At 67.9% G+C, this 24,192-nt stretch carries 18 protein-coding genes and 6 pseudogenes; 16 read left to right on the top strand and 8 right to left on the bottom strand.

The window, feature by feature from the left end:
• Positions 1–247 precede the first annotated feature (247 nt).
• The 3 genes and pseudogenes from OG963_RS01415 to OG963_RS01405 all read left to right on the top strand — a co-directional run.
• Positions 248–2,419, top strand: coding sequence for a SpoIIE family protein phosphatase (locus OG963_RS01415; protein ID WP_371798189.1), 2,172 nt, complete (start codon positions 248–250; stop codon positions 2,417–2,419).
• An 886-nt stretch (positions 2,420–3,305) separates the two neighbouring features.
• Positions 3,306–3,626: pseudogene (locus OG963_RS01410) on the top strand (PAS domain-containing protein); the annotation flags it as partial.
• Between the two features lie 691 nt (positions 3,627–4,317).
• Positions 4,318–5,190 (top strand): annotated as a pseudogene (locus OG963_RS01405) (SpoIIE family protein phosphatase); the annotation flags it as partial.
• A gap of 443 nt (positions 5,191–5,633) precedes the next feature.
• Here the strand turns inward: OG963_RS01405 and OG963_RS01400 are convergent.
• Together OG963_RS01400 and OG963_RS01395 are read right to left on the bottom strand one after the other, a co-directional pair.
• On the bottom strand, positions 5,634–5,786 hold the full coding sequence (locus OG963_RS01400; RefSeq protein WP_371800363.1) for a hypothetical protein: 153 nt from the start codon (positions 5,784–5,786) through the stop codon (positions 5,634–5,636).
• A gap of 288 nt (positions 5,787–6,074) precedes the next feature.
• Positions 6,075–6,272: pseudogene (locus OG963_RS01395) on the bottom strand (IS256 family transposase); the annotation flags it as partial.
• Between the two features lie 125 nt (positions 6,273–6,397).
• Between OG963_RS01395 and OG963_RS01390 the strand changes: the two are divergent.
• From OG963_RS01390 to OG963_RS01380, 3 genes are all read left to right on the top strand, one after another.
• Entirely contained in the window at positions 6,398–6,901 is a 504-nt protein-coding gene (locus tag OG963_RS01390; protein ID WP_371798188.1) for a metallophosphoesterase family protein, read from the top strand.
• A 234-nt stretch (positions 6,902–7,135) separates the two neighbouring features.
• A protein-coding gene (locus OG963_RS01385) for an IS5 family transposase (protein ID WP_371798178.1) occupies positions 7,136–7,944 on the top strand; the annotation gives its coding sequence in 2 pieces (ribosomal slippage) (positions 7,136–7,475 and positions 7,475–7,944; 810 coding nt in all).
• 226 nt (positions 7,945–8,170) lie between these two features.
• Entirely contained in the window at positions 8,171–9,436 is a 1,266-nt protein-coding gene (locus tag OG963_RS01380; protein ID WP_371798187.1) for an MFS transporter, read from the top strand.
• A 300-nt stretch (positions 9,437–9,736) separates the two neighbouring features.
• On the opposite strand, the gene OG963_RS01375 is transcribed toward OG963_RS01380, so the two are convergent.
• A complete protein-coding gene (locus OG963_RS01375) occupies positions 9,737–10,714 on the bottom strand; it encodes an aldo/keto reductase (protein WP_371798186.1) in 978 nt (325 codons plus the stop codon).
• 336 nt (positions 10,715–11,050) lie between these two features.
• On the opposite strand from OG963_RS01375, the gene OG963_RS01370 reads away from it, so the two are divergent.
• Both OG963_RS01370 and OG963_RS01365 read left to right on the top strand, forming a co-directional pair.
• On the top strand, positions 11,051–11,938 hold the full coding sequence (locus OG963_RS01370) for a helix-turn-helix domain-containing protein (protein ID WP_371798185.1): 888 nt from the start codon (positions 11,051–11,053) through the stop codon (positions 11,936–11,938).
• 141 nt (positions 11,939–12,079) lie between these two features.
• A pseudogene (locus tag OG963_RS01365) lies at positions 12,080–12,304 on the top strand (aldo/keto reductase); the annotation flags it as partial.
• Positions 12,305–12,791: 487 nt separating this feature from the next.
• Here OG963_RS01365 and OG963_RS01360 read toward each other — a convergent pair.
• On the bottom strand, positions 12,792–13,829 hold the full coding sequence (locus tag OG963_RS01360; protein WP_371798184.1) for a hypothetical protein: 1,038 nt from the start codon (positions 13,827–13,829) through the stop codon (positions 12,792–12,794).
• A gap of 182 nt (positions 13,830–14,011) precedes the next feature.
• On the opposite strand from OG963_RS01360, the gene OG963_RS01355 reads away from it, so the two are divergent.
• The 4 genes from OG963_RS01355 to OG963_RS01340 all read left to right on the top strand — a co-directional run bounded on the left by OG963_RS01355 (position 14,012) and on the right by OG963_RS01340 (position 17,254).
• Complete coding sequence (locus tag OG963_RS01355; RefSeq protein ID WP_267007816.1) at positions 14,012–14,275, top strand: helix-turn-helix transcriptional regulator; 264 nt, start codon at positions 14,012–14,014, stop codon at positions 14,273–14,275.
• A gap of 156 nt (positions 14,276–14,431) precedes the next feature.
• On the top strand, positions 14,432–15,289 hold the full coding sequence (locus OG963_RS01350; protein ID WP_371798183.1) for a DUF6083 domain-containing protein: 858 nt from the start codon (positions 14,432–14,434) through the stop codon (positions 15,287–15,289).
• 191 nt (positions 15,290–15,480) lie between these two features.
• A complete protein-coding gene (locus tag OG963_RS01345; protein WP_371800247.1) occupies positions 15,481–16,944 on the top strand; it encodes a UvrD-helicase domain-containing protein in 1,464 nt (487 codons plus the stop codon).
• A 154-nt stretch (positions 16,945–17,098) separates the two neighbouring features.
• Positions 17,099–17,254, top strand: a complete 156-nt coding sequence (locus OG963_RS01340) for a hypothetical protein (protein WP_371798182.1) — start codon at positions 17,099–17,101, stop codon at positions 17,252–17,254.
• Here OG963_RS01340 and OG963_RS01335 read toward each other — a convergent pair.
• Positions 17,223–17,546 carry a DUF1905 domain-containing protein gene (locus tag OG963_RS01335; RefSeq protein ID WP_371798181.1) on the bottom strand — a complete coding sequence of 108 codons (324 nt, stop codon included), beginning with the start codon at positions 17,544–17,546 and terminating at the stop codon, positions 17,223–17,225. The genes OG963_RS01340 and OG963_RS01335 overlap by 32 nt on opposite strands.
• A gap of 219 nt (positions 17,547–17,765) precedes the next feature.
• Here OG963_RS01335 and OG963_RS01330 point away from each other — a divergent pair.
• Positions 17,766–17,882, top strand: a pseudogene (locus OG963_RS01330) (TetR family transcriptional regulator); the annotation flags it as partial.
• A 260-nt stretch (positions 17,883–18,142) separates the two neighbouring features.
• Positions 18,143–19,018, top strand: a complete 876-nt coding sequence (locus tag OG963_RS01325; RefSeq protein WP_319741529.1) for an IS5 family transposase — start codon at positions 18,143–18,145, stop codon at positions 19,016–19,018.
• Positions 19,019–19,028: 10 nt separating this feature from the next.
• Here OG963_RS01325 and OG963_RS01320 read toward each other — a convergent pair whose 3' ends face one another.
• Complete coding sequence (locus tag OG963_RS01320; protein WP_319741530.1) at positions 19,029–19,550, bottom strand: hypothetical protein; 522 nt, start codon at positions 19,548–19,550, stop codon at positions 19,029–19,031.
• Between the two features lie 299 nt (positions 19,551–19,849).
• Positions 19,850–20,212 (bottom strand): DUF488 family protein, encoded by a 363-nt coding sequence (locus OG963_RS01315; protein WP_319741008.1) that lies wholly within the window; start codon positions 20,210–20,212, stop codon positions 19,850–19,852.
• A 229-nt stretch (positions 20,213–20,441) separates the two neighbouring features.
• Here OG963_RS01315 and OG963_RS01310 point away from each other — a divergent pair, with 229 nt between their 5' ends.
• Positions 20,442–21,182 (top strand): uracil-DNA glycosylase, encoded by a 741-nt coding sequence (locus OG963_RS01310; RefSeq protein WP_319741042.1) that lies wholly within the window; start codon positions 20,442–20,444, stop codon positions 21,180–21,182.
• Positions 21,183–21,376: 194 nt separating this feature from the next.
• Positions 21,377–22,537: an alpha/beta hydrolase gene (locus OG963_RS01305; protein WP_371798180.1), complete on the top strand. Its 1,161-nt coding sequence runs from the start codon at positions 21,377–21,379 to the stop codon at positions 22,535–22,537.
• A 394-nt stretch (positions 22,538–22,931) separates the two neighbouring features.
• Here the strand turns inward: OG963_RS01305 and OG963_RS01300 are convergent.
• Positions 22,932–24,166, bottom strand: a pseudogene (locus OG963_RS01300) (amidohydrolase family protein).
• Positions 24,167–24,192: the final 26 nt, after the last annotated feature.

Here is a 24,192-nt window from a genome sequence, read left to right as displayed (position 1 = left end):
TCGCCGACTTGACGAGTTAGCACCGTGAGGTGTCTTCCTCAAAATCGCTTGTTGCCTGATCTCCCCGCGACAGACCACCTCATGCGTCAGCCATGTAGGTCATTTATCGATTACGTTAATTCCCTCTGATGGTCGGGGCCCGTCGGCTCATCGGTATTGCACATTTCAAGGTGGCATCCTCTGATGTGCTGGCCCATCAGAGTATGCTGGGACGTCAGTTTCGTGAGTATGTAAAGCGGGTGAAGTTTTGAAAGGCTACGGAGATCCTACTTCGGCGGGGGAGGCTGCCAAGCATCTCGACGCATTGCTGGAGGAAATTCGCCAGGCTGTCGGCGCCCACATCGGGGTCATGTACCTCCCGATTCCTGAGCGGCAGGTACTGAAGATGACCACGGTGATCGGAGCCCCAGGGAGGTTGGCTCTTCCTTGGGCCCGGCTGGCTCTGGCGGAGCCGGCCCCCGTGCCCGTGGCCGTGCGGTCGCGGCGCCACGTGTGGCTCCGCAGCCAACAGGAGTTCGCCCGCCGTTTTCCCCGTGCTGCTCTCGCCTTTCCTTACTCCGTCGCCCACTACGTCGGCCCGCTGGTGGCTGACGGAGTGTGCTGGGGCGCCATCAATCTGTTCTGGCCGGGCAGCCACGCAGAGGACCTACCGGAAGCCGATCAAGCCCAGATCATTGCGATGGTGGACCGAATGGCCAAGGTGTTGCGGGATGCCGCCGCTCGAGGACGGCCGGTGTCTCCGCGGAAGGAGCCTCTTGCCATGATGCCCCCGCCAGCACCGCATACTGAGCCGGCGAACGCTCTGGTGGAGCGTTTTCCCTATGGTTTCTTCGCGCTCGACCTGCACGGTCGAATGACCTTTCTCACCGCCCGGGCCATCCAACTGCTGGGCCGCGACCGCGCCGAGCTGCTGGACTCGGAGCCCTGGGACGTGCTGCCGTGGCTGAACGACCCGGCCTACGAGAACGCATTCGTCGGCTCGCTCATCGGCCGACAGCCCACCAGTTTCTCTGCCCGGCGGCCGGATGGGACAGCGCTCTCCTTTGTTCTCTACCCGGACGCGACGGGCGTCAGTGTGCGCGTCAGGCGCGAAGCTGCCACCCCCAGCGAGCAGGAACCGAATGAGGACACGCCTCACGGACCCGCCCGCGTCGGTGCCCTCTTCCACCTCCTTCACCTGGCCTCAGCGCTCACCGAGACAGCGGGCGTCAGCGAGGTGACCGAATCAATTGTCGAGCAGATGCGGCCAGTCCTTGGCGCGAAAGGACTGGCCCTGGTCGTCGCCGACGAGGGAAGATTGCGAGTATTGGCCTCATCCGGTTTCCCCCTTGGGATGCTGGAGGGCTTCAACGGGCTTTCGACGGCAACCCCGAGCACGGGCACACGAACCATGGAGACCGGCCTCCCATCATTCCACTCGACCAACGCCGAGTTGGTGAAAAATTATCCTGATTTCCCGCACTACCAGGAGATGGGTGCCTTCGCCTTCCTGCCACTCACAGTCTCGAATGACGCATTCGGCTTCCTGATGTTCGGGTACTCCAGCGCACGGACCTTCAGCTCCGACGAACGAGCTGAACTGACTTCGCTGGCCGGGATGATCGCCCAGGCGCTGGATCGGGCACGGCTTTACGACACTAATGCGAGTACAGCGCGAGGTCTCCAGGAGGGGCTCCTGCCGCGCCACTTGCCCCGGGTGCCAGGTCTTGAGGTCGTCACGCGGCACCTCCCGGCGACACACGCGTTGGAGGTGGGCGGCGATTTCTACGACCTGATTCGCCTCGGGAACGGCACTGCGGCCGCCGTGATCGGCGACGTCCAGGGGCACAGTGTCCAGGCTGCGTCCCTTATGGGACAGATTCGCACCGCCGTGCACATCTACGCGGGGACGGGTGCGACGCCCGAAGAGGTCCTCGCCCGCACCAACGCATTCCTTACGGAGCAGGGAAGCGACTTGTTCTGTAGTTGCATCTACGCACAGATCGACGAACGGGGGCATCGCGTTCAGCTGGTTTCCGCCGGCCACCCACCGGCGATGGTCCGCCGCGGTGCTGGCGATGTAGAGGTTCTCGACCTGCCTCCTGGATTGCTTCTCGGCGTAGAGGAGGAGATCCGCCTGCAGAGCGTCGAGGTGTCCCTGCCGCCCGGCGCGGTCCTCGCCCTGTACACCGACGGCCTCGTGGAGAGGCGGGGCTCCGACATTGGGAGGTCTATCGACCGCCTCGCCCAGCAGCTGGGTCAGGCAGAGGACCAACCGCTGGACGTGCTCGCGGACATGATCATCAAACGCGCCCGGGAGACGGCCGATCCACACAGCAGTGACGACATGGCGCTGCTACTTGTGCGGTGCGGCACCACGGACGGGGGGCCAGTCACCGGTGGGCAGCACGGTCAAGAGAAACGACGACCGTCGGGATGACTCGCCCTGACGCTGGGAGGGGGGCTTGTTGGTGTGTTGGGTGGTGGCTGGGCTGGGGTGTTGTCGGTTCGCTGAGAGACGGAATTGGCGGGTCGGTCGGGCTGGTCAGGGTGTGTGAGCTGGGGCTGTGCGGTGTGTGCTGAGCGTGGCTGGGTGTGTTGTAGGTAGTTCTAGCGTGTAAGGGCCCGGACGGTGTTTGTGCTGGTCAGCGCTGTTTTGCCAGCTTGGCTGGTGGGGTTAGCGGGTGCGGGTGCGGGTGCGGGGGCGGTGGTGGGTTTTGGCGAGGTGGTCGAGGCGGATGGTGTCGAGGGCGGTTTTGGTGATTCTTTTCGGTGCCGTCGTGGATGGCGGCTTGGTAGATGAGCCTTGTGAGGGATCCGATGCGGCCGGAGGTGCCGTCCGGGAGCTCTTCCACGTGCTGTCGTCCGACTACAGTCATCTCCCCCCGCTGGATGTACTGCTGGAAGGCCGCTACGCCCCGCTGGAACGCGTCGGAGCCGTTCGTTACCCAGCAGTCTTCGCCGTTGGTTCGCGCTGCGGCCTTTTGGGGCCACACAGCCGGTTTCACGCGCACCTCGTCCAGGCGGTGTTACTGCTCCGCGATCAGCCGCACCCAGTCCCGTACCTGCCGCGTGGGCCAGGGGTCGATGTCGTCGCCGCGGTGGGGAGAGCCGGTGCTGCTCTGCGGGCGCCGGGCGGGGCGAGGCCGTGGGAACACCGACCGCCTGTGGTCCGCGGTGGTGCTGGGGGCTGTTCGGGTTCCCGATGCGGCGTGGCGGTCTATCGGCACCCCGCGTCGGGCCAGTCTGGGTGGCGGAGGTGATCTTTGTGGCGGACAAGGAACCGATGCGCCGGACGCCGGGGGGGCGGGGAGACGGGGGACGGGGTGGAAGGGGCGCTCTTGGACGCCTTGTTCACCCAGTCACCGGTAGGGCTCCACGTTCTGGATACGCAGCTGCGGGTCGTGCGGGTCAACACCGCCGCGTCGGGTATGCGTGGTGTGGCGGTCGACGACGTGCTCGGGCTGCATTTCGCCGAGGCATACACCGACCTGTCCGCGCCCGACGAGGTGGAAGCGATGCTTCGTGGCGTGCTGGAGAGCGGTGTGCCCGTGCGCGAGTATCTGCTCCGCAGGCGGATGGCAGCCGACCAAGGACTGGAACGAATCTGGTCGTTGTCGGTGTTCCGTCTGCAGGACCCGCAAGGCAAGGTCCTGGGACTGGCTGGCACGGTGGTCGACGTCACGGATCAGGAGCAGGCGCGTGCCCGGAAGCGTGTCCTGAACACTGTGCGCGAGCGTGTGGGACGGACCCTGGATGTGATCGCGACCTGCCAGGAGCTGGTGGACACCTTGGTGCCCGGCTTTGCCGACATCGCCATGGTGGACATCGTGGATGCCGTGGTACACGGCGAGGAGTCCCCGACAGGGCCACTGGCTCAGGATGTTGCTCTGCGCCGTGCCGCCTACCGCGCCCGCGACGACCTGCAGGCACAGGACCATCCGGTGAGTGACGTGCGGAGTCTCAACTTGCTGACCCCCTACGCGCAGGCCATGAGCGACTTTCGTCCCCGCCTCGTGCCCGTGAGTCCCGGCATCCCGTGGCTCGACGCCGCCAGGGCCGGGGGGGGTCCGCGCAGTCGGAGCGCACACGCTCATCGTGGCGCCGCTGGTTCTGCGCGGAACGGCCCTGGGAGTGCTGAGCCTCATCCGCGCTGGCGGGTCCGATCCCTACAACGAGGACGATGCCGGCCTTGCTGCCGATGTGGCCTCCCACACCGCCCTGTGCATCGACAACGCCCGCCGGTTCACCCGCGAGTACACCATCGCCGCGACGGTCCAGCACCAGCTCCCGCGCTATCCCGCCTCACACAGCACTGTCGAAACCGCCTCCCTGTACATGCCCGGAGCCAGTGGCGGGGGAGGCTGGTTCGACACGATTCCCTTGTCCGGCGCCCGCACTGCTCTGGTGGCCGGAGAGGTCACCGGTCGCGGCATCCAAGCCGCCATCACCATGGGGCAGCTGCGCATCGTCATCCGCTCTCTGGCCGCGCTGGATCTGCAACCCGACGAGCTCCTCGCGCGCCTCAACGACACCGCGGTCTTCTTGGCAGCAGAGCGCGCGGCTCTGCACCCCAGCGACCCCCTGCACCCGCAACCGTTCTCGGCGAGCTGCGTCTACGCGGTCTACGACCCCATCACCCGCACGTGCACCTTCGCACGTGCCGGGCACACCGCCCCCGTGATCATCCGCCCCGACAACAGCACCGAGGTCCCGGACGACTGCACCCCAGGGCCTCTCCTGGGCAGCGCGGAAGGACCGCCCTTCGCCGCCACCACCACCGACCTCCCTCACGGCAGCATCCTCGCCCTCTACACCCCCGCGACCCTGCCCACACCCCCCGCCGAATCCGAGATTGCCCCCGCACCCCTGCGTGATGTCCTTGCTCAACCCGGCCGGCCCCTTAAGGACCTGCGTGACGACATCCGCTGCACCCTCCGCGGCAAGGACCGTCCCGGCGACGCCGTTCTCCTCCTCGCCCGCACCCGGCCCTTCCCCGCCCACTGTCTGGCCACCTGGCTCCTCGACCACGACCCCACAGCAGCCGCCACCGCCCGCCAACACACCCGCCGCACACTCGCAGACTGGAACGTGGACGAAGACACCGCCTACGCAGCCGAACTGATCGTCAGCGAACTCATCACCAACGCGATCCGCTACGGCGCCCCACCCCTGCAGCTACGCCTCATCAAGAACCGCACCCTCACCTGCGAAGTACACGACGACGCCGCTACTTCCCCCCCGCCTACGCCACGCCCGCACAGTCGACGAAGAGGGACGCGGCCTGTTCATCGTCGCTCAACTCGCCCAACGATGGGGCACCCGCTACACCACCGAAGGCAAGACAGTCTGGAGCGAACAGACCCTCCCCCACTCAGGCACGTGACCCGCGCGGATCGCACGTCACCGGACCCCGGTGCGCGTCCTGGCCGCCAACAGCGAGACCAACTCGTCCACCGCAGCCGACGACACCGCCGTCCCGGCCAGCACCCGCAGAGCGCACGGTCACCGCCGACTGATGCAGGACAGCCCTTCCCCCGTACGCATCGTGCTGCTCGGTGCTCATGCGCTCCTCCCTTGTCGTCTGGGAGTCGACAGGTACCCCAGTTCGGACCGTGCCCGGTGGGACGTGCTGGGCTTTTCGCAGCGATCGCCTACAACACGGTCCACTCCACTCCCAACTGGGCGAGGGCCGCGAGCTGCTGGCCGTGGAGTTTGTCGCGGCGGTTTTTCTGGTTGCCGATCCAGATACCGGTGCGGTGCTCTGTGCCGTCGGCCAGGATCTCGACGTGGCCTCGGCCGGGCATCGCGCCCTCCCTCTCGACGTACTGCGCCAGGGCATCCAAGCCCTTCTGGAAGGCCGCACCGCTCTTGTCCGACCCGGAACGCCGTGCTGGCCTTCGCGGGCTCCTTGCGGGGCTGTACGGCCGCTTCCACGCCCAGCTCGACCAGCTGCTGCTCCTCGTTGCGCTGGCCCCAGGCCCGCCGCTGGGTGGCGAGCCAGCGTCCGATGTCGTCGCCGTGGTGGGTGACGCCGGGCTGGATGTCGGCGAGGCGGGTGTGTCAATTTAACGGCTGATCTTGGTTGTTAAGGTTCAGTTGTTGGCCGGGGTGAGGCGGCCTTCGAAGGCGATCTGGAAGGCGTTCAGGGGGGTCTTCCAGCGCATGGTCCAGCGCTTGCGGCCCTTGCCGGTCGGGTCGAGGGACATGATCGCCATGTAGTCGTATTTCAGCGCGGCCTGCTCACTGGGGAAGTGGCCCCGGGCCTTGACCGCCCGGCGGATCCGCGCGTTGTTCAGTCGCCGTGGCCGTCTTGCTCAACAGGTGGGCGGCCATCTCCACCGCGAAGCATGACGCTTCAGGGTCCGGTACCTGTTCCTTCCGGGGTATCCAGAGTTATGCGGCTTATCGTGGCGGTATGCAGCTGTTGCTGACCTCCGACACGCACCTGCCGACTCGTGCTAAGCGGCTGCCCGAGGCCCTTCTCGCGGGTGTCGACGAGGCCGATGTCGTCATCCATGCCGGCGACTGGACCGACGAGGCCACCTTGGACCTGCTGGAGTCCAGAGCCCAGCGGCTCATCGGGGTGTACGGCAACAACGACGGCCCGGGCCTGCGCCGGAGACTTCCCGAGGTCGCCCGGGCCGAGCTGGGCCGGCTCCGCTTCGGTGTCGTGCACGAGACAGGAGCTGCCGTCGGGCGGGAGCGGCGCTGCGCCCGGTGCTTCCCCGACCTGGACGTCCTCGTCTTCGGGCACAGTCACATCCCGTGGGACTCCACGGCCCCCGGCGGGATGCGCCTGCTGAACCCCGGTTCGCCCACCGACCGCAGACGCCAGCCCTTTTGTACATACATGACCGCGAGCATCACAGGCGGCGTTCTGCAAGACCTCGCCCTGCACCGGCTTCGACCGAAGTCCTGAAGCGCGTTCACGGGTGATGCGGCGAGACCCCGCCGATGGACGACTTCCTTGTCTTCGTCGGCGCTCCTCAGCTCGGGACTCACGCAGCGACTGAGGGGGCGACCGCGGTGGGCTGAGCCCCGGTCGGAGAGCCAGCTCGTCGGACCCGTCGAAGAACCGCCCTTACTGATCGTTTCAGAATGAAGTTTGGTGTGGGGCTTGGCAGTTGGGTGTTGTTTCGGCAGGATCTGGTGAGTGCCTGTTGATCTTGTGCCTGATGACTTGTGGGAACGTGTGGCGCCGCTGTTGCCGGCCCGTGCGCCTCGGCGGTATCGGTATCCCGGGCGGTTGCCGGCGGATGACCGTGCTGCTCTGCGGGGCATCGTCTATGTGCTGTGCAAGAGCGTGAGCTGGCGGGATGTCCCTGCGGAACAGGTCGGCTGCAGCGGGGTGACGGCCTGGCGGCGTCTGCGGGACTGGACCGAGGCCGGTGTCTGGCCCCGGCTGCACGAGGTGCTGCTGGCCGAACTGCGGGCTACCGGCTTGCTGGACATGGACGACGCCGCAATCGACGGCTCGCACGTCAGAGCCCTCAAAGGGGGGCTCACACCGGACCTTCGCCGGTCGACCGGGCCCGGCCCGGAAGCAAACACCACCTGATCGTCGACCGACACGGCACCCCGCTCGCCGTCTCTTTGACCAGCGGAAACCGCCACGACGTCACCCAGCTCATGCCACTGCTGGACGCCATACCCCACATCCGTGGCCTGCGCGGCCGGCCCCGCCACCGGCCTCGGCGGCTCTTCGCCGACCGCGGCTACGACTACGACAAGTACAGGCGTCTCGTCCGCGCTCGGGGGATCACACCCAAGATCGCCCGCCGCGGTGTCCCGCACGGCTCCGGCCTGGGCAAGACCCGATGGGTCGTCGAGCGCACCTTCGCCTGGCTCCACCAGTTCAAACGCCTCCGCACCCGCTACGAGATACGCGCCGACCTCCACCTCGGACTGCTCCAACTCGCCTGCAGCATCATCTGCTTGAGACGACTCCGAACCTCATTCTGAAACGATCAGTTAGAACGGTCCGCGGTCTCGACGCCAGCGCTGGGCAGTCGAAGACGATACGGGCACCCTCCCGTGCCACATCCTCGGCGGTCGCGGCCACCTCCAGCAGGTCCCGCAGTTCCGGCATCCGCAGGCCTCCCCTTGTCGTGGGGCAGCACACCTTCCGCTCTCGGGATGGGAACGTGGCCGCCGTCGGCTCGAAGCACTGGCGGGTTTCACCGGCACCGTGATCGAGTTCTACGATCTGACGTTGTACGCGGTGGCCGCGTCCCTGGTGTTCGCTGACCTGTTCTTCCCGGCCCTCGGCCCGGCAGCCGGCACGATCGCATCGTTCGGCACGCTCGGGGTGGCGTTTGTAGCCCGCCCCATCGGCGCGCTGATCTTCGGCCACTTCGGTGACCGGCTCGGGCGTAAGCGCATGCTGATCACGACATTGCTCCTGATGGGCGGCGCGACGGTCGTCGTGGGCGCGATGCCGACGGCGGACGAGATAGGCGTTACCGCTCCCATCCTCATCGTCCTCATGCGCATCGTTCAAGGCGTCGCGGCCGGAGGCGAGTTGGCGGGGGCCGCGCTCTTCAGTACGGAGAGCGCGCCCACCGCGCGACGTGGCTTCTGGACGATGTTCACCTCGCTCGGCGGAGGGTTCTCGATCGTTCTCGCCAACGCGACGCTTCTCGCGGTGGGCACAGGTCTGTCCGACGAGCAGTTCGCCTCGTTCGGGTGGAGGATCCCGTTTCTGGCAAGCGCCCTGCTCGTTGTAGTGGGCTTGTACATCCGTCTCAAGATCGACGAGAGTCCGGTGTTCGAAGCCGAGGCCGAAGCCGAAGCCGAGGCCGAATTGGATAGTCGGGGCGGCCGTTCGAAGATTCCCTTCGTCGAGGCGTGGCGGCACCAGCCGCGACAGATGCTCCTCGTCGCGGGAATCTCGATCATGCAGGCCGCGTTCACGTACCTCGGTGCGACGTATTTCGCGAACGTCGGCACCGGGCAACTCGGCCTGACCCGGAACACGGTGCTCGGCGCCGGGATCGCGGGAGGACTGTGCTGGGCACTCGGCGTCCTGGTCGGCGCAACAGCGTCCGACCGGTTCGGAAGACGCCCGGTCCTCCTGACGGCGACCGCCGGCGCGGTCGTCTGGGCGCTCCTGGTCTTCACTCTCCTGGAGTCGGCCTCGGCGGGCGCGTACCTCCTGCTCCTGTGCGTGACGATGTTCCTCGCAGGCCTTGAGATCGGCCCGATCAACGTCATGCTGTCCGAACTCTTCGACACCCGGTACCGATACACGGCTTCCGCGTTCGCCTACAACATCGGACTGGTCATCGGAGGGGCCGTGCCGCCGCTGATCGGTGCCACGATGACCGCTGCGTACGGCGCCTTTGCATTCGGTCTTTTCCTGGCCTTCCTGTGCCTGGTCAGCCTGCTCAGCGCGATCGGCCTGCCGGAGACACGCGGCCGGGACCTCTCCGACGTCCGTGCGTCCCCACGCTGACCTGCTTGCCGCTTCTTCGACTTCGCTCTCGCCGATGACGAGATGGCGTCCGTCGCAACCCTGGACACCGGTGCCACGCTCTTCTTCGACCACCACGACACGGAGATCGTCAAGTGGCTCAGCGCCCGGCGGCTGGAGGACTGAGCCGGAGCGTCCTGACCACGAACGTGTTCCCCCTCCCGGCAGGCCTCGCCGACGGACTCACGGGGGCGCGACGAAGAGGTCCGGGAAACACCAACGGGCCGAGGTGCCACCCCCAGGCGATCGGAAGCAGAGCGGGCCCGGCCTTGGTTTGCGGGATCAGAAGTAGGTGGGCAGGCGCGGGGTGTAGGGGGCTTCCAGTGCGGCGATCTCGTCCGCGGTGAGCGTGAGGTCGAGCGCGGCGACGGCGTCGGTGAGGTGGTGGGTCTTGGTGGCGCCGACGATGGGCGCGGACACGACGGGGTTCTTCAGTACCCAGGCCAGCGCGACCTGGGCCATCGGGACACCGTGCGCGTCGGCGATCTTCTGGACGGCGTCGACGATGGCTTCGTCGGTGTCGACGAACAGGGGGCGGCCGGCGTAGTCGGTGTCGGGGGTGGCCTTGGCCCGTACGGTGCTGTCCTGGCCCCAGGGGCGGGCGACGCGGCCGCCGGCCAGGGGGCTCCAGGGGATGGAGCCGACGCCGGAGTGGGCGAGCAGGCCGAACATCTCCCGCTCCTCCTCCCGTGCCAGCAGGCTGTACTGGTCCTGCATGGACACGAAGGGCGTCCAGCCGTGGCTGTGGGCCGCGTGCTGCATGGTGGCGAACTGCCAGGCCCACATCGAGGAGGCGCCGAGGTAGCGGACCTTGCCGGCCTTGACGAGGTCGTGCAGGGCTTCCATGGTCTCCTCGACCGGGGTCTCCGGGTCGAAGCGGTGGATCTGGTAGAGGTCGATGTAGTCGGTGCCCAGCCGGGTCAGGGAGGCGTCGATCTGCTCCATCACGGCCTTGCGCGACAGGCCCGACCCACCGGGTCCGTCGTGCATAGGGTTCGACAGCTTGGTGGCCAGGACGACGTCGTCGCGCTTCGTGTACTTCTTGATCGCGCGGCCCACGATCTCCTCGGAGGTGCCGTAGCCGTAGATGTTGGCGGTGTCCCAGAAGGTGATCCCGGACTCGACGGCCTGGCGGAAGATCGGTTCGGCGCCGTCGTCGTCCAGAGCCCACGGCATCTGCGAGGTGTCGCCGAAGGCCATGCATCCCAGTGCGATGCGGCTGATTTTCAAGCCCGAGGTACCCAGGCGGGTGTACTGCATGACGCGCTCCTCAGTGTCGGTACAGCCGGCCGACGCTGGCTGCCTCGTCATCGAGGCTAGGTAGCCGACGGTGGCGGTGGGAGATGCTGCCAGCACCCCCCAACCGGGCAGGCGACGCGCCTGCTGCCGAGGTATGAGCCGCCTGGGGTGCGGTGCTTCCTGGCCCCGTCCAACAGGCACAGATCCCCCCGGCCCGCGGGCAGGTGCGCGCGACGACTCGCGGCCCGGCATGATCGTGCGGTGGTGCATCGGACGGACGCCGCCGTGCGGGATGATGCTGAGGGGGGTGCTGGCAGCATCTCCCACGTCCGAAGCAGAGCTCGTAGCGTGAAGAACATGAACAACCGCAGCGAGGTACGGGACTTTCTGATCTCACGCCGCGGCAAGGTCACCCCCGAGCAGGTAGGCCTCGTCGACCACGGCGGCACCCGCCGTGTGCCCGGTCTGCGACGCAGCGAGGTGGCCGACCTGGCAGGGGTGTCGGTGGAGTACTACACCCAGCTCGAACGCGGCAACGTGCGCGGCGCCTCCGAGAGCGTCCTGGACGCCGTGGCCCGGGCGCTACGGCTGGACGAGGCCGAGCGGGGGCACCTGTTCGATTTGGCGCGTGCGGCCAACAGCGGCACGGCGGTACGCCGACGCCCGGCGGCACAGCGGGTACGTCCGGCCATCCAGGCGATCTTGGACAGCCAGCTGTCCCCGGCGTACGTCTCCAACGGCCTCGGGGACGTCCTGGCCACCAACACGCTGGGCAGAGCTCTCCTGTCACCGCTGTACGAGGACCCCGCCCGCCCGGTCAACGCCGCACGGTTCCGCTTCCTGAACCCCCGCGCGGCCGATTACTACCTCGACTGGGAGGCCATCGGCCGCGACGGCGTCGCCGGGCTGCGTCTCATGGCCGGCAAGAACCCCTACGACAAGGCACTGACCGACCTGATTGGCGAGCTGTGCACCCGCAGCGAGGAGTTCCGCACCCGGTGGGCCGCACAGGACGTCCGGCTGCACCGTACGGGAGTCAAGCGGCTGCACCACCCGGTCGTCGGCGACCTCGAACTCGCCTACGAAGCCCTGGACCTGCCCGCCGACGCCGGTCTCGTACTGATCGTCTGCACCGCGGAACCCGGCTCGCCCAGCCGCCAGGCCCTCGACCTGCTCGCCAGCTGGGCTGCCGCGCCGGACCCCGCTCGGCCCGCTCAGGAAGAACCGAGCGACCGCAGCCGGTAGCACCCGGCCCGCATTTCCCCCGACCGTCCCGCCCGCCGTCGGCCAGCGGCCGGGCACGGGCGGCGGACCGCCGTTCCCACACGTGCCGGTGCGCATCCTCGCGCCCTTCAGCACCACCCCGAAAGGTTCATCATGTCCAAGATCCCCGACGTCACGCTCAACAACGGCGTCCAGATGCCGATCCTTGGCTTCGGCGTCTTCCAGGTCCCCGCCGAGGAGACCGAGCGGGTCGTCACCGACGCGCTTGCCGCCGGCTACCGCCACCTCGGCACCGCTGCCGCATACGGCAACGAAGAGGCCGTCGGCAGGGCCGTCAAGGCCAGCGGCATCGCCCGCGAGGAACTGTTCATCACCACCAAGATGTGGGCGCTCTGCGATGGCCCGGTGGCATGGCGACGGACGCGTTGAACTGCTGGTTCTTGAGCCGGATCGCGATGGGTTCTACCTCCCGGAGTATCGGATGTACCCGGGGCGATGACGTTGTCCGTCGAGGCCAGCGTGGACGACTACTGGGCGGGGGTCGGTCACGAGCCAGGCGATCATGGGGTCGATCGCGATCTCGGCAAACGTCATCGCTGTGACCGGACCTTCCGGGAGATGGGGGTGCTGGGGTGAAAGGGATCCCGAAGTCGCAGTCTTCCGGGGTTTCCCGAACGCAGCCACACGGAATGAATGGCGCGCACAGTTCGGGCCCTTCCTGGAGGTGTCAGGCGTGTTGGAGTCGTATCTTCCGCTGACCTTCGCGGGTCGGACCGTCCCGGAGAGTATGCCGCAACCCTGACCGCCAACTACGCTTCGCCGGGCGGCAAACGACCGTAACGCCACGAAGCGCCCCGCCGGAACTCCGGCGGTCTTACGCAGGGAGCGGGTCCCAGGACACGTCTTCCGTGACCGGTTCGAACATCCATGCTCCGACGGCGTTCACGGACATGAGGCGGTCGAGTGTCGCGGTGAGTGTGTTCCGGTTGAGTCCGCAGGTGCGGGTCAGGTGATCTACGTCCATGCTGGTCCGCCCGGGGTTGGGGGAGTGGTGCGCGGTGAGTACCAGTGCGGTCAGACGGTCTGCGGCCGGCAACGCGCGCAGCTGTGGCCGGGAGACCGCACGCAGGGCCCAGTCGGCGGCCTGGTGACGGTCGTGTCGGGAGGGTTCCTGGGTGAGGACGGTGGCATCGAGCAGTTGTGCGGCGGCAGTTCTGTGCCCTGTCTGTTCTGTGGGGTGCGGCAGACGGTGCAGCCAGCGGGCGTCCTTCAGTTCGTCCCAGGGTGCGAGGTCTCGGGCTAGGCGCATGCCGCGGAGTAGTCCGGCCGGGAGATGCACCTGTCCGGATGTGTTGCTGCGCAGTGCGCACTGCAGGGCGAGGAGTCGGCCTTCGGCGCTCGCATCCGGGGGAAGGGCGGCCGCGAGATAGCTGAGCATGTCGCGGACACGATGCGCCGGAGGAGCACCATCGGGCAGCCTGACGTGCTTTGCCCCGTCGGAACCGGGCCCGGCATCGGGTCTCGCTGAGGTCGATGTGATGGCGGTGTCGGGGACGATGGCGCTGCCCGGGGTGGCGCCTGCGCAGGCGGCGCAGGCGTCGGCCAGGCGCCAGAGACGGCCCCCGCGTTCACGTGTGAGGACGAGCAGGACGGGGCCGGAGCAGCCACGGTGGCGCGGATGCCACCGGCATCCGCGTTCGTGGCACTGGCAGGTGCGCAGGTGCGGGGGCAGTACATCGCGCCGCGCGTGGTGGGCCAGGTGCGCCAGGACCGCGGGCCGTGCCGCAGAGGCTGCCAGGGCGTGACCGCCCGGTGCGCACAGGGCGCAATAGAGCACGGTTTTGCCCTGCTGTGGGCGTAGTTCCACGGTCCAGGTGCGCCGTACCTGGGGGCGCAGGGTGCACAGCCTCATGGGGCGCCCGTTCCTCCTGTCTTCAGCTGGGAGCCGACCCGCCCCTGGGGGTTGTGGTGAGGGGAGGGGTGTCGGCGGCACACCGTAGTGCAGACCTCTGCCCTTCCGTGGGGCGGTCACCTGCAAAAATAGGGCAGAGGTCTGCACTGACAGGGCAGGGGTCTGCACCTTCGGATGGGGGAGTGACGACCTTCCCGCCCGACCCGAACCTCACCGCCCTCCGCCTGGAGCTCGCGCGGCTGAGGAGCGAACGCGGCTGGACCTACGACGAACTCGCCCGCCGCACCGGCCTGGCCAGACGCACCCTCATCGAAATCGAGCAGGGCCGCACCATCGGATCCCTCAAGACCTGGCACGCCCTCGCCCACGCCCTCGACGTGTCCGTCGACCACCTCTTCGCCACCCTCTGCGAAGGCCACGAGCCGCCCGCCGAGCCCGCCGAATAGCATCATCGGCCCCGCCGTTGAGGATCACCCGATCCAGTCACCGACGGGAACTCCCGTACGGGAAACCGCACATCAGTCCCGCTCGGTTGAGCCATCCGCAGGACAATCCGGCACGCTCACCGTGGCGGCGGCGCGGCGCCTGTCACCTTCGCCGTCATGTCCTCCACTGCCTCATCCGGCCGCCGATGGGACGGAACCCCCGCCCGCCCCCACCGACAACGTGCCCTGCGCGTCGCCCACGACAGCCCCACCCGCCTCGTACGCAGCGCCCAGCTGAGCCGCTGCCGGGACTGCGGCAACCGCATCGACTGGTACAGCCGCCCCGACAACCGCCCCGTCAGCCTCCACCCGCACGAACTCGACGCCACCACCGTTCCGGCCGCCAGCCGCTGGCACGTCAGCTCCGGCATCGCCCACCCCGCCGACGACGGCACCTCCTGGTGCCGCATCCCGCACCTCGCCCTGTGCCCCGCACGCACCGCCCCCACCCCGCTCACCCCGCAGATCGCCGCACTGCGCAGCCACCTTGCCCTCCACACCCGCCGGCTCCTCGACACCGGCACCCTCACCCCACCCACACCGGACACAAACCCACCGGCCACCGCCCCGGAGCCCTGCCGCCCGGCCCGGCCCATCGTCCTGCTCCTCCACACCCGCTACCTCGCCGCCCAGCCCATCGACACCATCCAATGCGTAGCCCAGACCCGCCGACGCCACCGCTGCACCCACCCCATCCTCAGCCCCAGCGCACCGCCCGGCACGTGGACCCTCGTTCCCGCTACCACCGGACGCAGACAACTGGCCCTTCCCGACGGCCTGATGGCCGTCTACGACCTGACCCACCTCACCTACGCGGAACAACTGCGCTGGCGCCACCAACGCTGCCCCGCCCACGCCGCCGCCCCGGGCGCAGCCGACCTCGCCCTCTGGGACTGGGAACCCTTCGACCCGCTGCTCCACCACCAGCACATCCACACCCGCCTGCCCACCACCATCCGCAACCACAGACGCTGACAAGCGCGACCGCCCTGATCGCAGCAGCACTCAGCAATGAACACCCCTTCGGGATTTGACCGACCGCATCCCCAGCCCCGACCCAAGCCGCCCCGGTCCCTGGCTGCCGACCAGCCCAACATCGCACCGGCGCGCCCCGCTGCCCCGGATACAGCCGTAAGCCGCAACCCGTACATGGAGTCCCACAGGTGCTGAGTCCCACCGACGAACAAGCCGCAGCCGCCGAACGCTTCCACGCAGGCGATCACCTAGCCCTCCAGGCCGGAGCAGGCACCGGCAAGACCACCACCTTGGCCTACTTCGCGCACAGCACCCGCCGCCGCGGCCGCTACCTCGCCTACAACAAGGCCATCGCCCAGGACGCGGCCGCCCGCTTCCCCGCAACCGTCACGTGCAAAACCGCGCACGCCATGGCCTACGCCGCCCTCGGCCACCGCTACCGCAGCCGCCTGAACGGCCCCCGCCAGCCGGGCTGGAAAACCGGAAAGGACCTCGGCATCACCAAACCCATCCGCATCGGCGACCGAGACCTTTCACCCCGACTCCTCTCCTACGCCACCCTGCGCACCGTCACCCGCTTCTGCCACTCCTCCGACCCAGCCCTCACTCACCGCCACGTCCCACCTCTGCGCAGCCTCGAAGCGCCCATCCTTCACATCCAACTCGCAGCAGCAGTACTGCCTTTCGCCCGCAGAGCATGGGCCGACCTACAGAATCCCGATGCCGGCGCTGTCCGCTTCGACCACGACCACTACCTCAAAATGTGGTCACTGACCGAACCGAAGATCAACACCGACTTCCTGCTCCTCGACGAAGCCCAGGACACCAACCCCGTCGTCGAGCAGATCTTCAACGCCCAACGCGACCATGCCCAGCTCGTCATGGTCGGCGACTCCGCCCAGGCCATCTACCAATGGCGCGGAGCCTGCGACGTCATGACCACGTTCCCCGGCACACGCCTCGCCCTGTCAAAATCCTTCCGCTTCGGCCCTCATCTCGCAGCAGAAGCGAACCGCTGGCTCACCATCGCCAATGCCCCCCTGCGCCTCAAAGGCACCGAGACGATTGCCACCGAGCTCGGCCCGGTCCAGACCCCCGACGCCGTCCTGTGCCGCACCAACGTCGGCGCCATGCGCGAAGTCATGCAGCTACTGGAAACAGGTCACCGCGTCGCGCTGGTCGGGGGAGGAGAAGCTCTGCGGGCCTTGGCCCGAGCAGCCAACGACCTCAAAGAAGGCCGCCGCACCTTTCACCCCGAACTCATCCTCTTCCCGACCTGGGGCGAGCTGCAGGACTACGCCGATCACGATCCCGCCGGAGGCGACCTGCAACCACTCGTCGACCTCGTCGAAACCCACGGCACCGACGCCATCCTCAGCGCCGTCGATCAACTCGACGACGAACAAACGGCTGACATCACTGTTTCCACCGCGCACAAAGCCAAAGGGCGCGAATGGCTCCGCGTGCGAATCGCCGACGACTTCACCCCACCACCGGACACTGACGAGCGCGATGACATGGGCCGCCCCCTTCCCGGCCCCATCGACGACGGGGAAGCCCGGCTCGCCTATGTTGCCGTCACACGAGCCTGCCACCGCCTCGACATCGGCGGCCTGTCATGGATTAACCACCACCCCGACGGACTCCCCGCATGAACGAGACAGAGCCACCGACGATCACGCGGGCGGCGCCGCACAGCGGCTGTGAAGACGGGTTGCGCGATGATGGCAGGGTCTGGTCTGCTGCTCGAGCAGGCCGTCCCTGAGAGGGTGCCGGATGCAGTTCACCCCTGCTGAGCAAGCCGCGATCATGGCCCATTCTGCCAGCCTGGGCATCAGCCACGACGAGTACGTCCGGCAGGCGGCGGCCGAGCGCGCACTGCTCTGGCAACGCGAACAGAACGCCTACGTCAGGCTCGCTGCGCAGCGGGGCGTCAGTGTGCAAGACCTCCTACGCCGCTGCTGACCGCTCCGAGGCGAACGGTCAGCTCCACGGTCACATCGTCACCCGTCGAGAGGCCCTGTGGCTTGCGCACGGCGTTCTTGAGTGGCAGCAGGTAGCCGCCGTCCTTGGGGAAGAGTGACGTCGTGAAGGCGGTCTCACCGATCCGGGCCTCGACAGGAATCACGCCCCAGCCGTACGTGGCCATCGCGGCCACCTCGCGGATCTCGGCGGACTCCTCGTCCGGCACGGCGACGAAGTAATACGGTGAGGGCCCGCGCCATTCGGTCACGCGGCCGGCGAAGACGAGTTCCATGAGGGCAGTCTCGTTCCTCGAGGAGGGCCAGGTCGGGCTCAGCGTACATGCGGTGCCACCACTCGTCGTTGAGGGCGTCCGGCAGTCATTCGCCGACAAGGAAGGACTCGCCTCGTCTGTTCTGACCCCCGGATCGACTTGCGCCGCCCCTTGTCCCGGACCGAGCCGATCGGCACCCCTGACTTTGCCCGCGCCATCGGCGTGACCTTCGACGTGAAGTCGGTCTACCGCCACCCGACGCGAGCGGACCTCGTCATCGCCGTCTACCGGCATCAGGTCGACGCCTGCGCCGAGGCCGGGCCGGCCCTCCTGGCGACCAGCCCAACTCCTCACGCCCTTCGCGTCCGCGTCGGCCTTCAGCTGTGTGCTGCTGTCCGTCACCCAGGACCTCGAAGGACGTATCACACAGGCATCGATGCAGTCGATGAACTATCCGAACGTTTCCTCGAGGTCGGACTCCGAGGACAGAGTCCACGCTCGCCCTGCACGCCAGTGAGCGTTCGTCAGCTTGACGGGTGGGGCCAGTGCGCCAGGTTGCCGTATCCGGCTAGGCCGTGTGTCGAAAGTGGATCTTGAGCGATGAATGATCACGGTTCATGGGGCGGGGAGATCTCACGGACGAGCAGTGGGCGGCGCTGGAGCCGTTGTTGCCGAAGGGGACAAAGTCGGGACGGCCGCCCGTCTGGCCTCGGCGGCAGCTGATCGACGGCATACGGTTCCGGGTCCGGACCGGTGTGCCGTGGCGGGACGTACCCGTCGAGTACGGACCGTGGGGACGGATCTACGACCTGTTTCGCCGATGGCAGCGGAACGGCACCTGGCACCGGATCCTCACCCGGCTCCAGTCTCTGGCCGACGCGAAGGGTTCGATCACGTGGGACCTGAGCGTCGACTCCACGGTCTGCCGCGCCCACCAGCATGCTGCCGGGGCTCGCAGGCAGGGCGAGCTACAGAAGGAACCGCCGGGTGGCGTGTTCACCGAGCCCGGTGATCACGGGCTGGGACGCTCGCGCGGCGGGTTCACCACCAAGCTGCACCTTGCCGTCGAGCAGGGCCAAAAGCCCATGTCGATCGTGGTCACGGCAGGACAACGCGGGGACTCGCCGCAGTTCGAACCCGTGCTGGCAAAGGTCCGTGTGCCCCGGATCGGGCCGGGCCGGCCGCGCGTCCGTCCCGATCGAGTGCGGGCTGACAAGGCGTACGCCTCCCGCAGGAACCGCGCCTACCTGCGCCGCCGCGGGATCCGCTGCACCATCCCTGACAAGGCCGACCAGGCGCGCAACCGCCAGAAGCTTGGATCCCGTGGCGGTCGACCGCCGCACTTCGACCCGGTCGACTACCGGGAGCGTCACGCGGTCGAGTGCGGGATCAACCGCCTCAAGAGATACCGCGCCGTTGCCACGCGATATGACAAGCTCGCGGTCCGCTACGAGGCGACCGTCCTTGTCGCTGCCATCAACGAGTGGCTGTGACCCTCGGCCGTCACGCGGTGGGATCCACGTTCCACGCCGTAGGCAGATCGCTGCCGCAGAAGACGCAGACGAAGTCGTCCTCGCGCACGATGTTGTGTTCCTGGCAGTCGGGGCACCGCCGGAACACCACCTCGTGGGTGAAGCCGGAGGGCCGCACGAGCTCCACGTCGTCCAGAGCACGGGCGACTTCCGACCAGGAGGCGATGTCCGGGCAGTATCCGGTGGACTGGTTGGTGACCTCACTCACGACCCACTGATCTGCCTCACGGGTGAAGCTGATCTCGCCGGCACTCAGAACCATGTCTCCGCCGGCACAGGCCACGTGCTCGCTTCGTCGCGGCGCCAGTCGAAGTACACCGTCCATACCGACCACGAAGGTGAACGGTTCGGCCAGCTCCGCCGCCGATCGCTCAGCGATCCAGCTGTCGAAGTCAGCCGCCGAGCTGATCCTGCACCCGCCGCCACCAGGACGGACCGCAGTCTTCAGCTCGACCGGTCCGACATATCTGTAACTCCGCCCCCGCGCACTCACGTCAGCCAACCTAGAGCACTTCCGACACAGGCCCTAGAGGCGGACGCGATCCGCAGTGAGCCATCGTGTTCACGGATGCGCTACCTCCTCACGTCTACGGGCGGTGCAGGATCCGCCAGCATGGCGTCACACGGGGGAAGGGATTCGTCCCGGCGGCCGACGTACCAGCGCCACGAGGTCCGGGTGTGAGTCGGTGGAGGTCGCGCCGACGGTACAGCGCCGCACGGACGTGCGCTGCGCCGCTGCCACCGTCGACGATCAATTCCGCAGCTCGCCGTCCCTGTGCACGCTCGTGTTCGTCACCGCTTCTTGGTCAGCCACTCGGCCAGAACAGCGGCCTGGCTGTGGTCGACGTCCTTGGTGGCGGTCAACAGCATGAGCTTGTCGTGCGCCGCGAGGTCACGTAGCTGTTCGGCCGCCTCGCGGTGTCCGGCGTCGCGTAGTTCGGCACGGTAGCGGCGACGGAACTCGGTGAAGCGGCTGGGCTCATGGCCGTACCACTTGCGCAGTTCGGTCGACGGGGCGACGTCACGCAGCCACTGGTCCAGGTGCGCGTCCTCCTTGCGCATGCCGCGCGGCCAGACCCGGTCGACGAGCACCCGCTTGCCCTCCTTGGGCGCGGTCTCCTCGTAGACTCGGCGATAGGTGATCTGTTCGGCCATGACGGCACCCTTCGGATCGATCGGCCGCCCCGCCCCGGGACCGGCGGATAGCCCCCTGGGGGAGCGGATGTGCTCGGCTCAGCCGATTTTACCGCCGGACGGGTGGGCCGACCGGAGACCCGCGGCCGGCGCCGGCGCCCTCAGCCCGCAGGAGAGGAGAACGCCATTGCGCGACACCGGCCCTGCCACCCCGGAGGCAGAGCACTTCCCGGCCGCGACCGCACCCTGGATGCGTGACGTGAGCGGACTGGACACCGCCGTGGCCACCTGCCGCGCCTGCCCGCGCCTGGTCGCCTGGCGGGAAGAGGTCGCCCGGGTCAAGCGCCGGGCGTTCCGAGACTGGGAGTACTGGGCTCGTCCCGTGCCCGGATTCGGCCCGGCGAACGCGCCGCTGGCCATCGTCGGTCTGGCACCGGCCGCGCACGGCGGCAACCGCACCGGGCGGATCTTCACCGGCGACCCGTCCGGCGATGCGCTGTACGCCGCCCTGTACGACCTCGGCCTGGCCTCCCAGCCGACCGCCACCCACCGTGGTGACGGCATGGAACTGTACGGCGTGCGGATCACCATGCCGGTCCACTGCGCGCCGCCCGGAAATCAGCCCACCACCACCGAGCGCGACACCTGCCGCCCGTGGCTCATTCGCGAACTTGAACTTTTGCAACCGACGCTGCGGGCTGTCGTGGTACTCGGCGGCTTTGCCTGGCAGGCACTGCTGCCCGTGCTGACGGGTTCAGGCTGGCAGCTGCCTCGCCCCCGCCCGGCCTTCGGTCACGGCGCCGAAGTCCTCCTCACCGACATCGGCGGTGAACGGCGGGTGCACTTGATCGGCGGATTCCACCCCAGCCAGCGCAACATGTCCACCCGGACCCTGACCCCGGCCATGCTCCGCGACGTGCTGCAACGGGGCGCTACGCTCGCAGGGCTGCCACAGGAGCCGCATCGCCCGCAGGCTCCCACGTCGTCCTGAGAAGCGGCCGACGGACTTCACCTGTCCCGGTCCGCCCTGTACGTGCTGCACGAACGGGACCGGCTGACTTCCTCCGCCTGATCTTCATACGTACCGCGCCAGGACACTCCAGCAGCCCAACCCGGCTGGTCGGTGCCCCAGGGCGCCAACAGGCTGACCCAGGGGACCTACGATCACGTTGGGAATCCGCAGACATGACATCCTCGCAACGACGTCCGATAGCCCGCAACACCCGCTACGGCACCATGGCCGCGCTCCTGGTGGCCACCAGCGCAACGCTCAGTGCCTGCGCCGGCCACGGCGACCGCGCCGCCGACAGCAGCCGGGCCGTGGCCGCTGGGGCCAAACAGGTCCAGGCCGGGTACGTGCCCTGCGGTGATCCGCCGGTGAAGCTGGAAAAGGTCGATCAGGACTTCCTCGACACGCTCGCGGCGGCCGGCGGCACCCCGCTGTACGAGCAGTCGTACAAGGATGCCCGGGAAGTGCTGAACAAGCTGCAGGCAGGTCCCGTGGACATGCTGCCCGCGCAGATCAGTGAGCGGACCGTGCCCGGTGGTCCGACCGGTCCGGTGTCCATTCACGTCGTCCGCCCCGAGGGTGTCCAGGGCGATCTGCCCGCCGTCGTGTACATCCACGGCGGCGGCTGGGTACTGGGCAACTTCATGACCCACGAGCGCCTCGTCCGCCAGATCGCCGACGGCGCTCGTGCCGCTGTCGTCTTCGTCGACTACACCCCCTCCCCCGAGGCCCAGTTCCCCGTCCCGGTCGAGCAGGCGTACACCGTGGCCAAGTGGGTGGCCGATCACGGCGGTGAGATCGGCGTCGACCCCAGCCGGCTGGCAGTCGCCGGCGACTCGGTGGGTGGAGACATGACCGCGGCCGTCACCATGATGGCCAAGCAGCGCGGTGGCCCCCACTTCAAGCAGCAGGTCATGCTGTACCCCGTCACAGACGCCGACTTCGACACCGCCTCCTACAACCGCTTCGCCGAGAACTGCTGGCTCACGCGGCCCGCCATGAAGTGGTTCTGGGACGCCTATGCGCCCCGCGAGGCCGACCGCAGCAATCCGCTGGCCTCCCCGCTGCACGCCACCGTCGACCAACTGCGCGGCCTGCCGCCCGCCCTGATGATCACCGACTCCGATGTTCTCGTGGACGCGGCCAACGCCTATGCCGCCAAGCTCCGCGCAGCCGGCGTCCCGGTCACCTCGTCCCACCACAGCGGGGTCACCCACGACTTCATGATGCTCAACGCACTGGCCGGCACCCAGGCCGCCAAGGAGGCCGTCACCCAGACGACTGCGACTCTGCGCGAGGCGCTGCACGCACCGACCGACCCCGGCCCCGGCAAGTAAGCCAACCTCCAAGACAGTCCTGGACCGCTGCACGATGCGGCGGTCCGGGACAGTCGCGCTGACGACCTCGCACGTGGTGGCGTGAGGCTGTGTTGAGTCGGGGTCGGTGTTGTGATCAGGCATGTGCAGGCAGTGCGAGTGTCTTGTTTTTGTGTTTGGGGGCCTGCTCCTGCACGGATGGTCTCGGGGAGGCTGTCTCGCAAGGACTGTTGTCCGAGGTGTGATCGAACACGAGAGGGTCGCTCTTACCTGCAACCCTCTCGAACAGACCGGCGGACCGGTGGCGGGGGCAGGACCGCCCTCGCCACCGGCCCCCTACGGCACTCGCAGGTTCCCGTGGTGCCGTAGCTCGGTCATAGCCTGGCCTCCGCTATGTCACCTCATGAGTGCGGCACTACACCTCCGGCTGGTGGCGGTCGTCGCCGCCATCCCATGAGGTGTAGGTGTAGGGGTTGGAGATTCGCTCGCTGTGGGGGAGTTCAGGCTCGCGGGCCGCCTGCCACTCCTTCTCACCCATGGTGGTGCGGAAGTGCTCGACGGTCTCCGCTGTGGCCGTGCGGGCGGTGGTGAGGGTGTCGTGGAGCAACGCATGGTCGTACTTGACGATCTTTCCGTTGACCATGACGGTGTGGACGTCCCCGCGGCCGGCTTGGAAGACGACGTGCCCATAGGGGTGGATGATCGGGTGCATGGCGGGTGACCGGTCGTTCTTGATCAGGACGAGGTCAGCCTTCTTTCCTGGTGTGATGCTGCCGATCACCGAATCGAGGCCGAGGGCCTGCGCACCGCCCATGTGGCCCAACGTACGACGTCCTCGGCGCGCAGGTGGTTGTGCACGATGGTCTCGTCGCGGCTGTGGGCTGCCAAGTGCTCCCGTGCCCGGTCGGAGCTCAGAGTGGAGCGCATTGCGGAGAACAGGTCGGCGCTCCACCACATGCTGGAATCCATGGACAGGGACACCGGTATGTCGTGCTTGCGTAGCTGCCAGGTGGGCGGGTAGCCCTGGCCCGCGTTGAGCTCGCTCTCGGAGGAGACGGAGACACTCCCGCCGGTCGCCGCGATCCGGTGGTAGGAATCCGGGGAGAGCGATGTGGCGTGGACGTAGGTGACGTCGGGGGTCATGAAGCCGTTTTCCCACATCAGGCGAATGCTGTCGTCAGTGGTGGCGCCCCACACACCGGCATGCGTGGTCACGCGCAGACCCAGGTCGCGTGCCACTTCGAATGCCTTCCGCTCGGGGAAGGATGGGTCGGCCGTGACATCGAAGGCCAGTTGCAGGCCGAGCATGTCGTTGCCCGGAGTGAATCGGCGATTTGCGAATGCTTTGAAGTCGGCGCTGGTGGCCCATTCCCAAGGCGCTCCGAGCAGGTTCCCATAGGCCAACACGAAGCGGCCGGGCGTCGCTTGGAGGGCGTCCACTGCTGCGTCGGCATGGTCCAGCGTCTGCAACCCATGTGACCAGTCCAGCGTGGTCGTCACACCGGCGTCGAGTGCCTCGACGGCGGCGAGGAGGTTGCCTGCGTAGACGTCCTGAGGCCGGAAGAGCCGACCCCAGTTGAGGTAGCAGAAGACGAAGTACTGGCTGAGAGTCCAGTCGGCGCCGATGCCGCGCAGTGCTGTCTGGTACATGTGACGGTGGGAGTCGATCATGCCGG

This window comes from Streptomyces sp. NBC_01707, assembly GCF_041438805.1.
GTDB lineage: Bacteria > Actinomycetota > Actinomycetes > Streptomycetales > Streptomycetaceae > Streptomyces.
The sequence above is the reverse complement of the archived record's forward strand: the minus strand, read 5'-3'. Positions and strand labels throughout refer to the sequence as shown.

What these genes read in the sequence shown, in the direction of transcription:
- OG963_RS01400 (WP_371800363.1), bottom strand. Translation starts at nt 5,786, where the DNA reads ATGCCCGGCCGAGGCCACGTCGAGATCCTGGCCGACGGCACAGAGCAC.
- OG963_RS01390 (WP_371798188.1), top strand. Translation starts at nt 6,398, where the DNA reads ATGCAGCTGTTGCTGACCTCCGACACGCACCTGCCGACTCGTGCTAAG.
- OG963_RS01310 (WP_319741042.1), top strand. Translation starts at nt 20,442, where the DNA reads ATGCGTGACGTGAGCGGACTGGACACCGCCGTGGCCACCTGCCGCGCC.
- OG963_RS01370 (WP_371798185.1), top strand. Translation starts at nt 11,051, where the DNA reads ATGAACAACCGCAGCGAGGTACGGGACTTTCTGATCTCACGCCGCGGC.
- OG963_RS01305 (WP_371798180.1), top strand. Translation starts at nt 21,377, where the DNA reads ATGACATCCTCGCAACGACGTCCGATAGCCCGCAACACCCGCTACGGC.
- OG963_RS01335 (WP_371798181.1), bottom strand. Translation starts at nt 17,546, where the DNA reads ATGGAACTCGTCTTCGCCGGCCGCGTGACCGAATGGCGCGGGCCCTCA.
- OG963_RS01340 (WP_371798182.1), top strand. Translation starts at nt 17,099, where the DNA reads ATGGCCCATTCTGCCAGCCTGGGCATCAGCCACGACGAGTACGTCCGG.
- OG963_RS01315 (WP_319741008.1), bottom strand. Translation starts at nt 20,212, where the DNA reads ATGGCCGAACAGATCACCTATCGCCGAGTCTACGAGGAGACCGCGCCC.
- OG963_RS01325 (WP_319741529.1), top strand. Translation starts at nt 18,143, where the DNA reads ATGGGGCGGGGAGATCTCACGGACGAGCAGTGGGCGGCGCTGGAGCCG.
- OG963_RS01360 (WP_371798184.1), bottom strand. Translation starts at nt 13,829, where the DNA reads ATGAGGCTGTGCACCCTGCGCCCCCAGGTACGGCGCACCTGGACCGTG.
- OG963_RS01375 (WP_371798186.1), bottom strand. Translation starts at nt 10,714, where the DNA reads ATGCAGTACACCCGCCTGGGTACCTCGGGCTTGAAAATCAGCCGCATC.
- OG963_RS01350 (WP_371798183.1), top strand. Translation starts at nt 14,432, where the DNA reads ATGTCCTCCACTGCCTCATCCGGCCGCCGATGGGACGGAACCCCCGCC.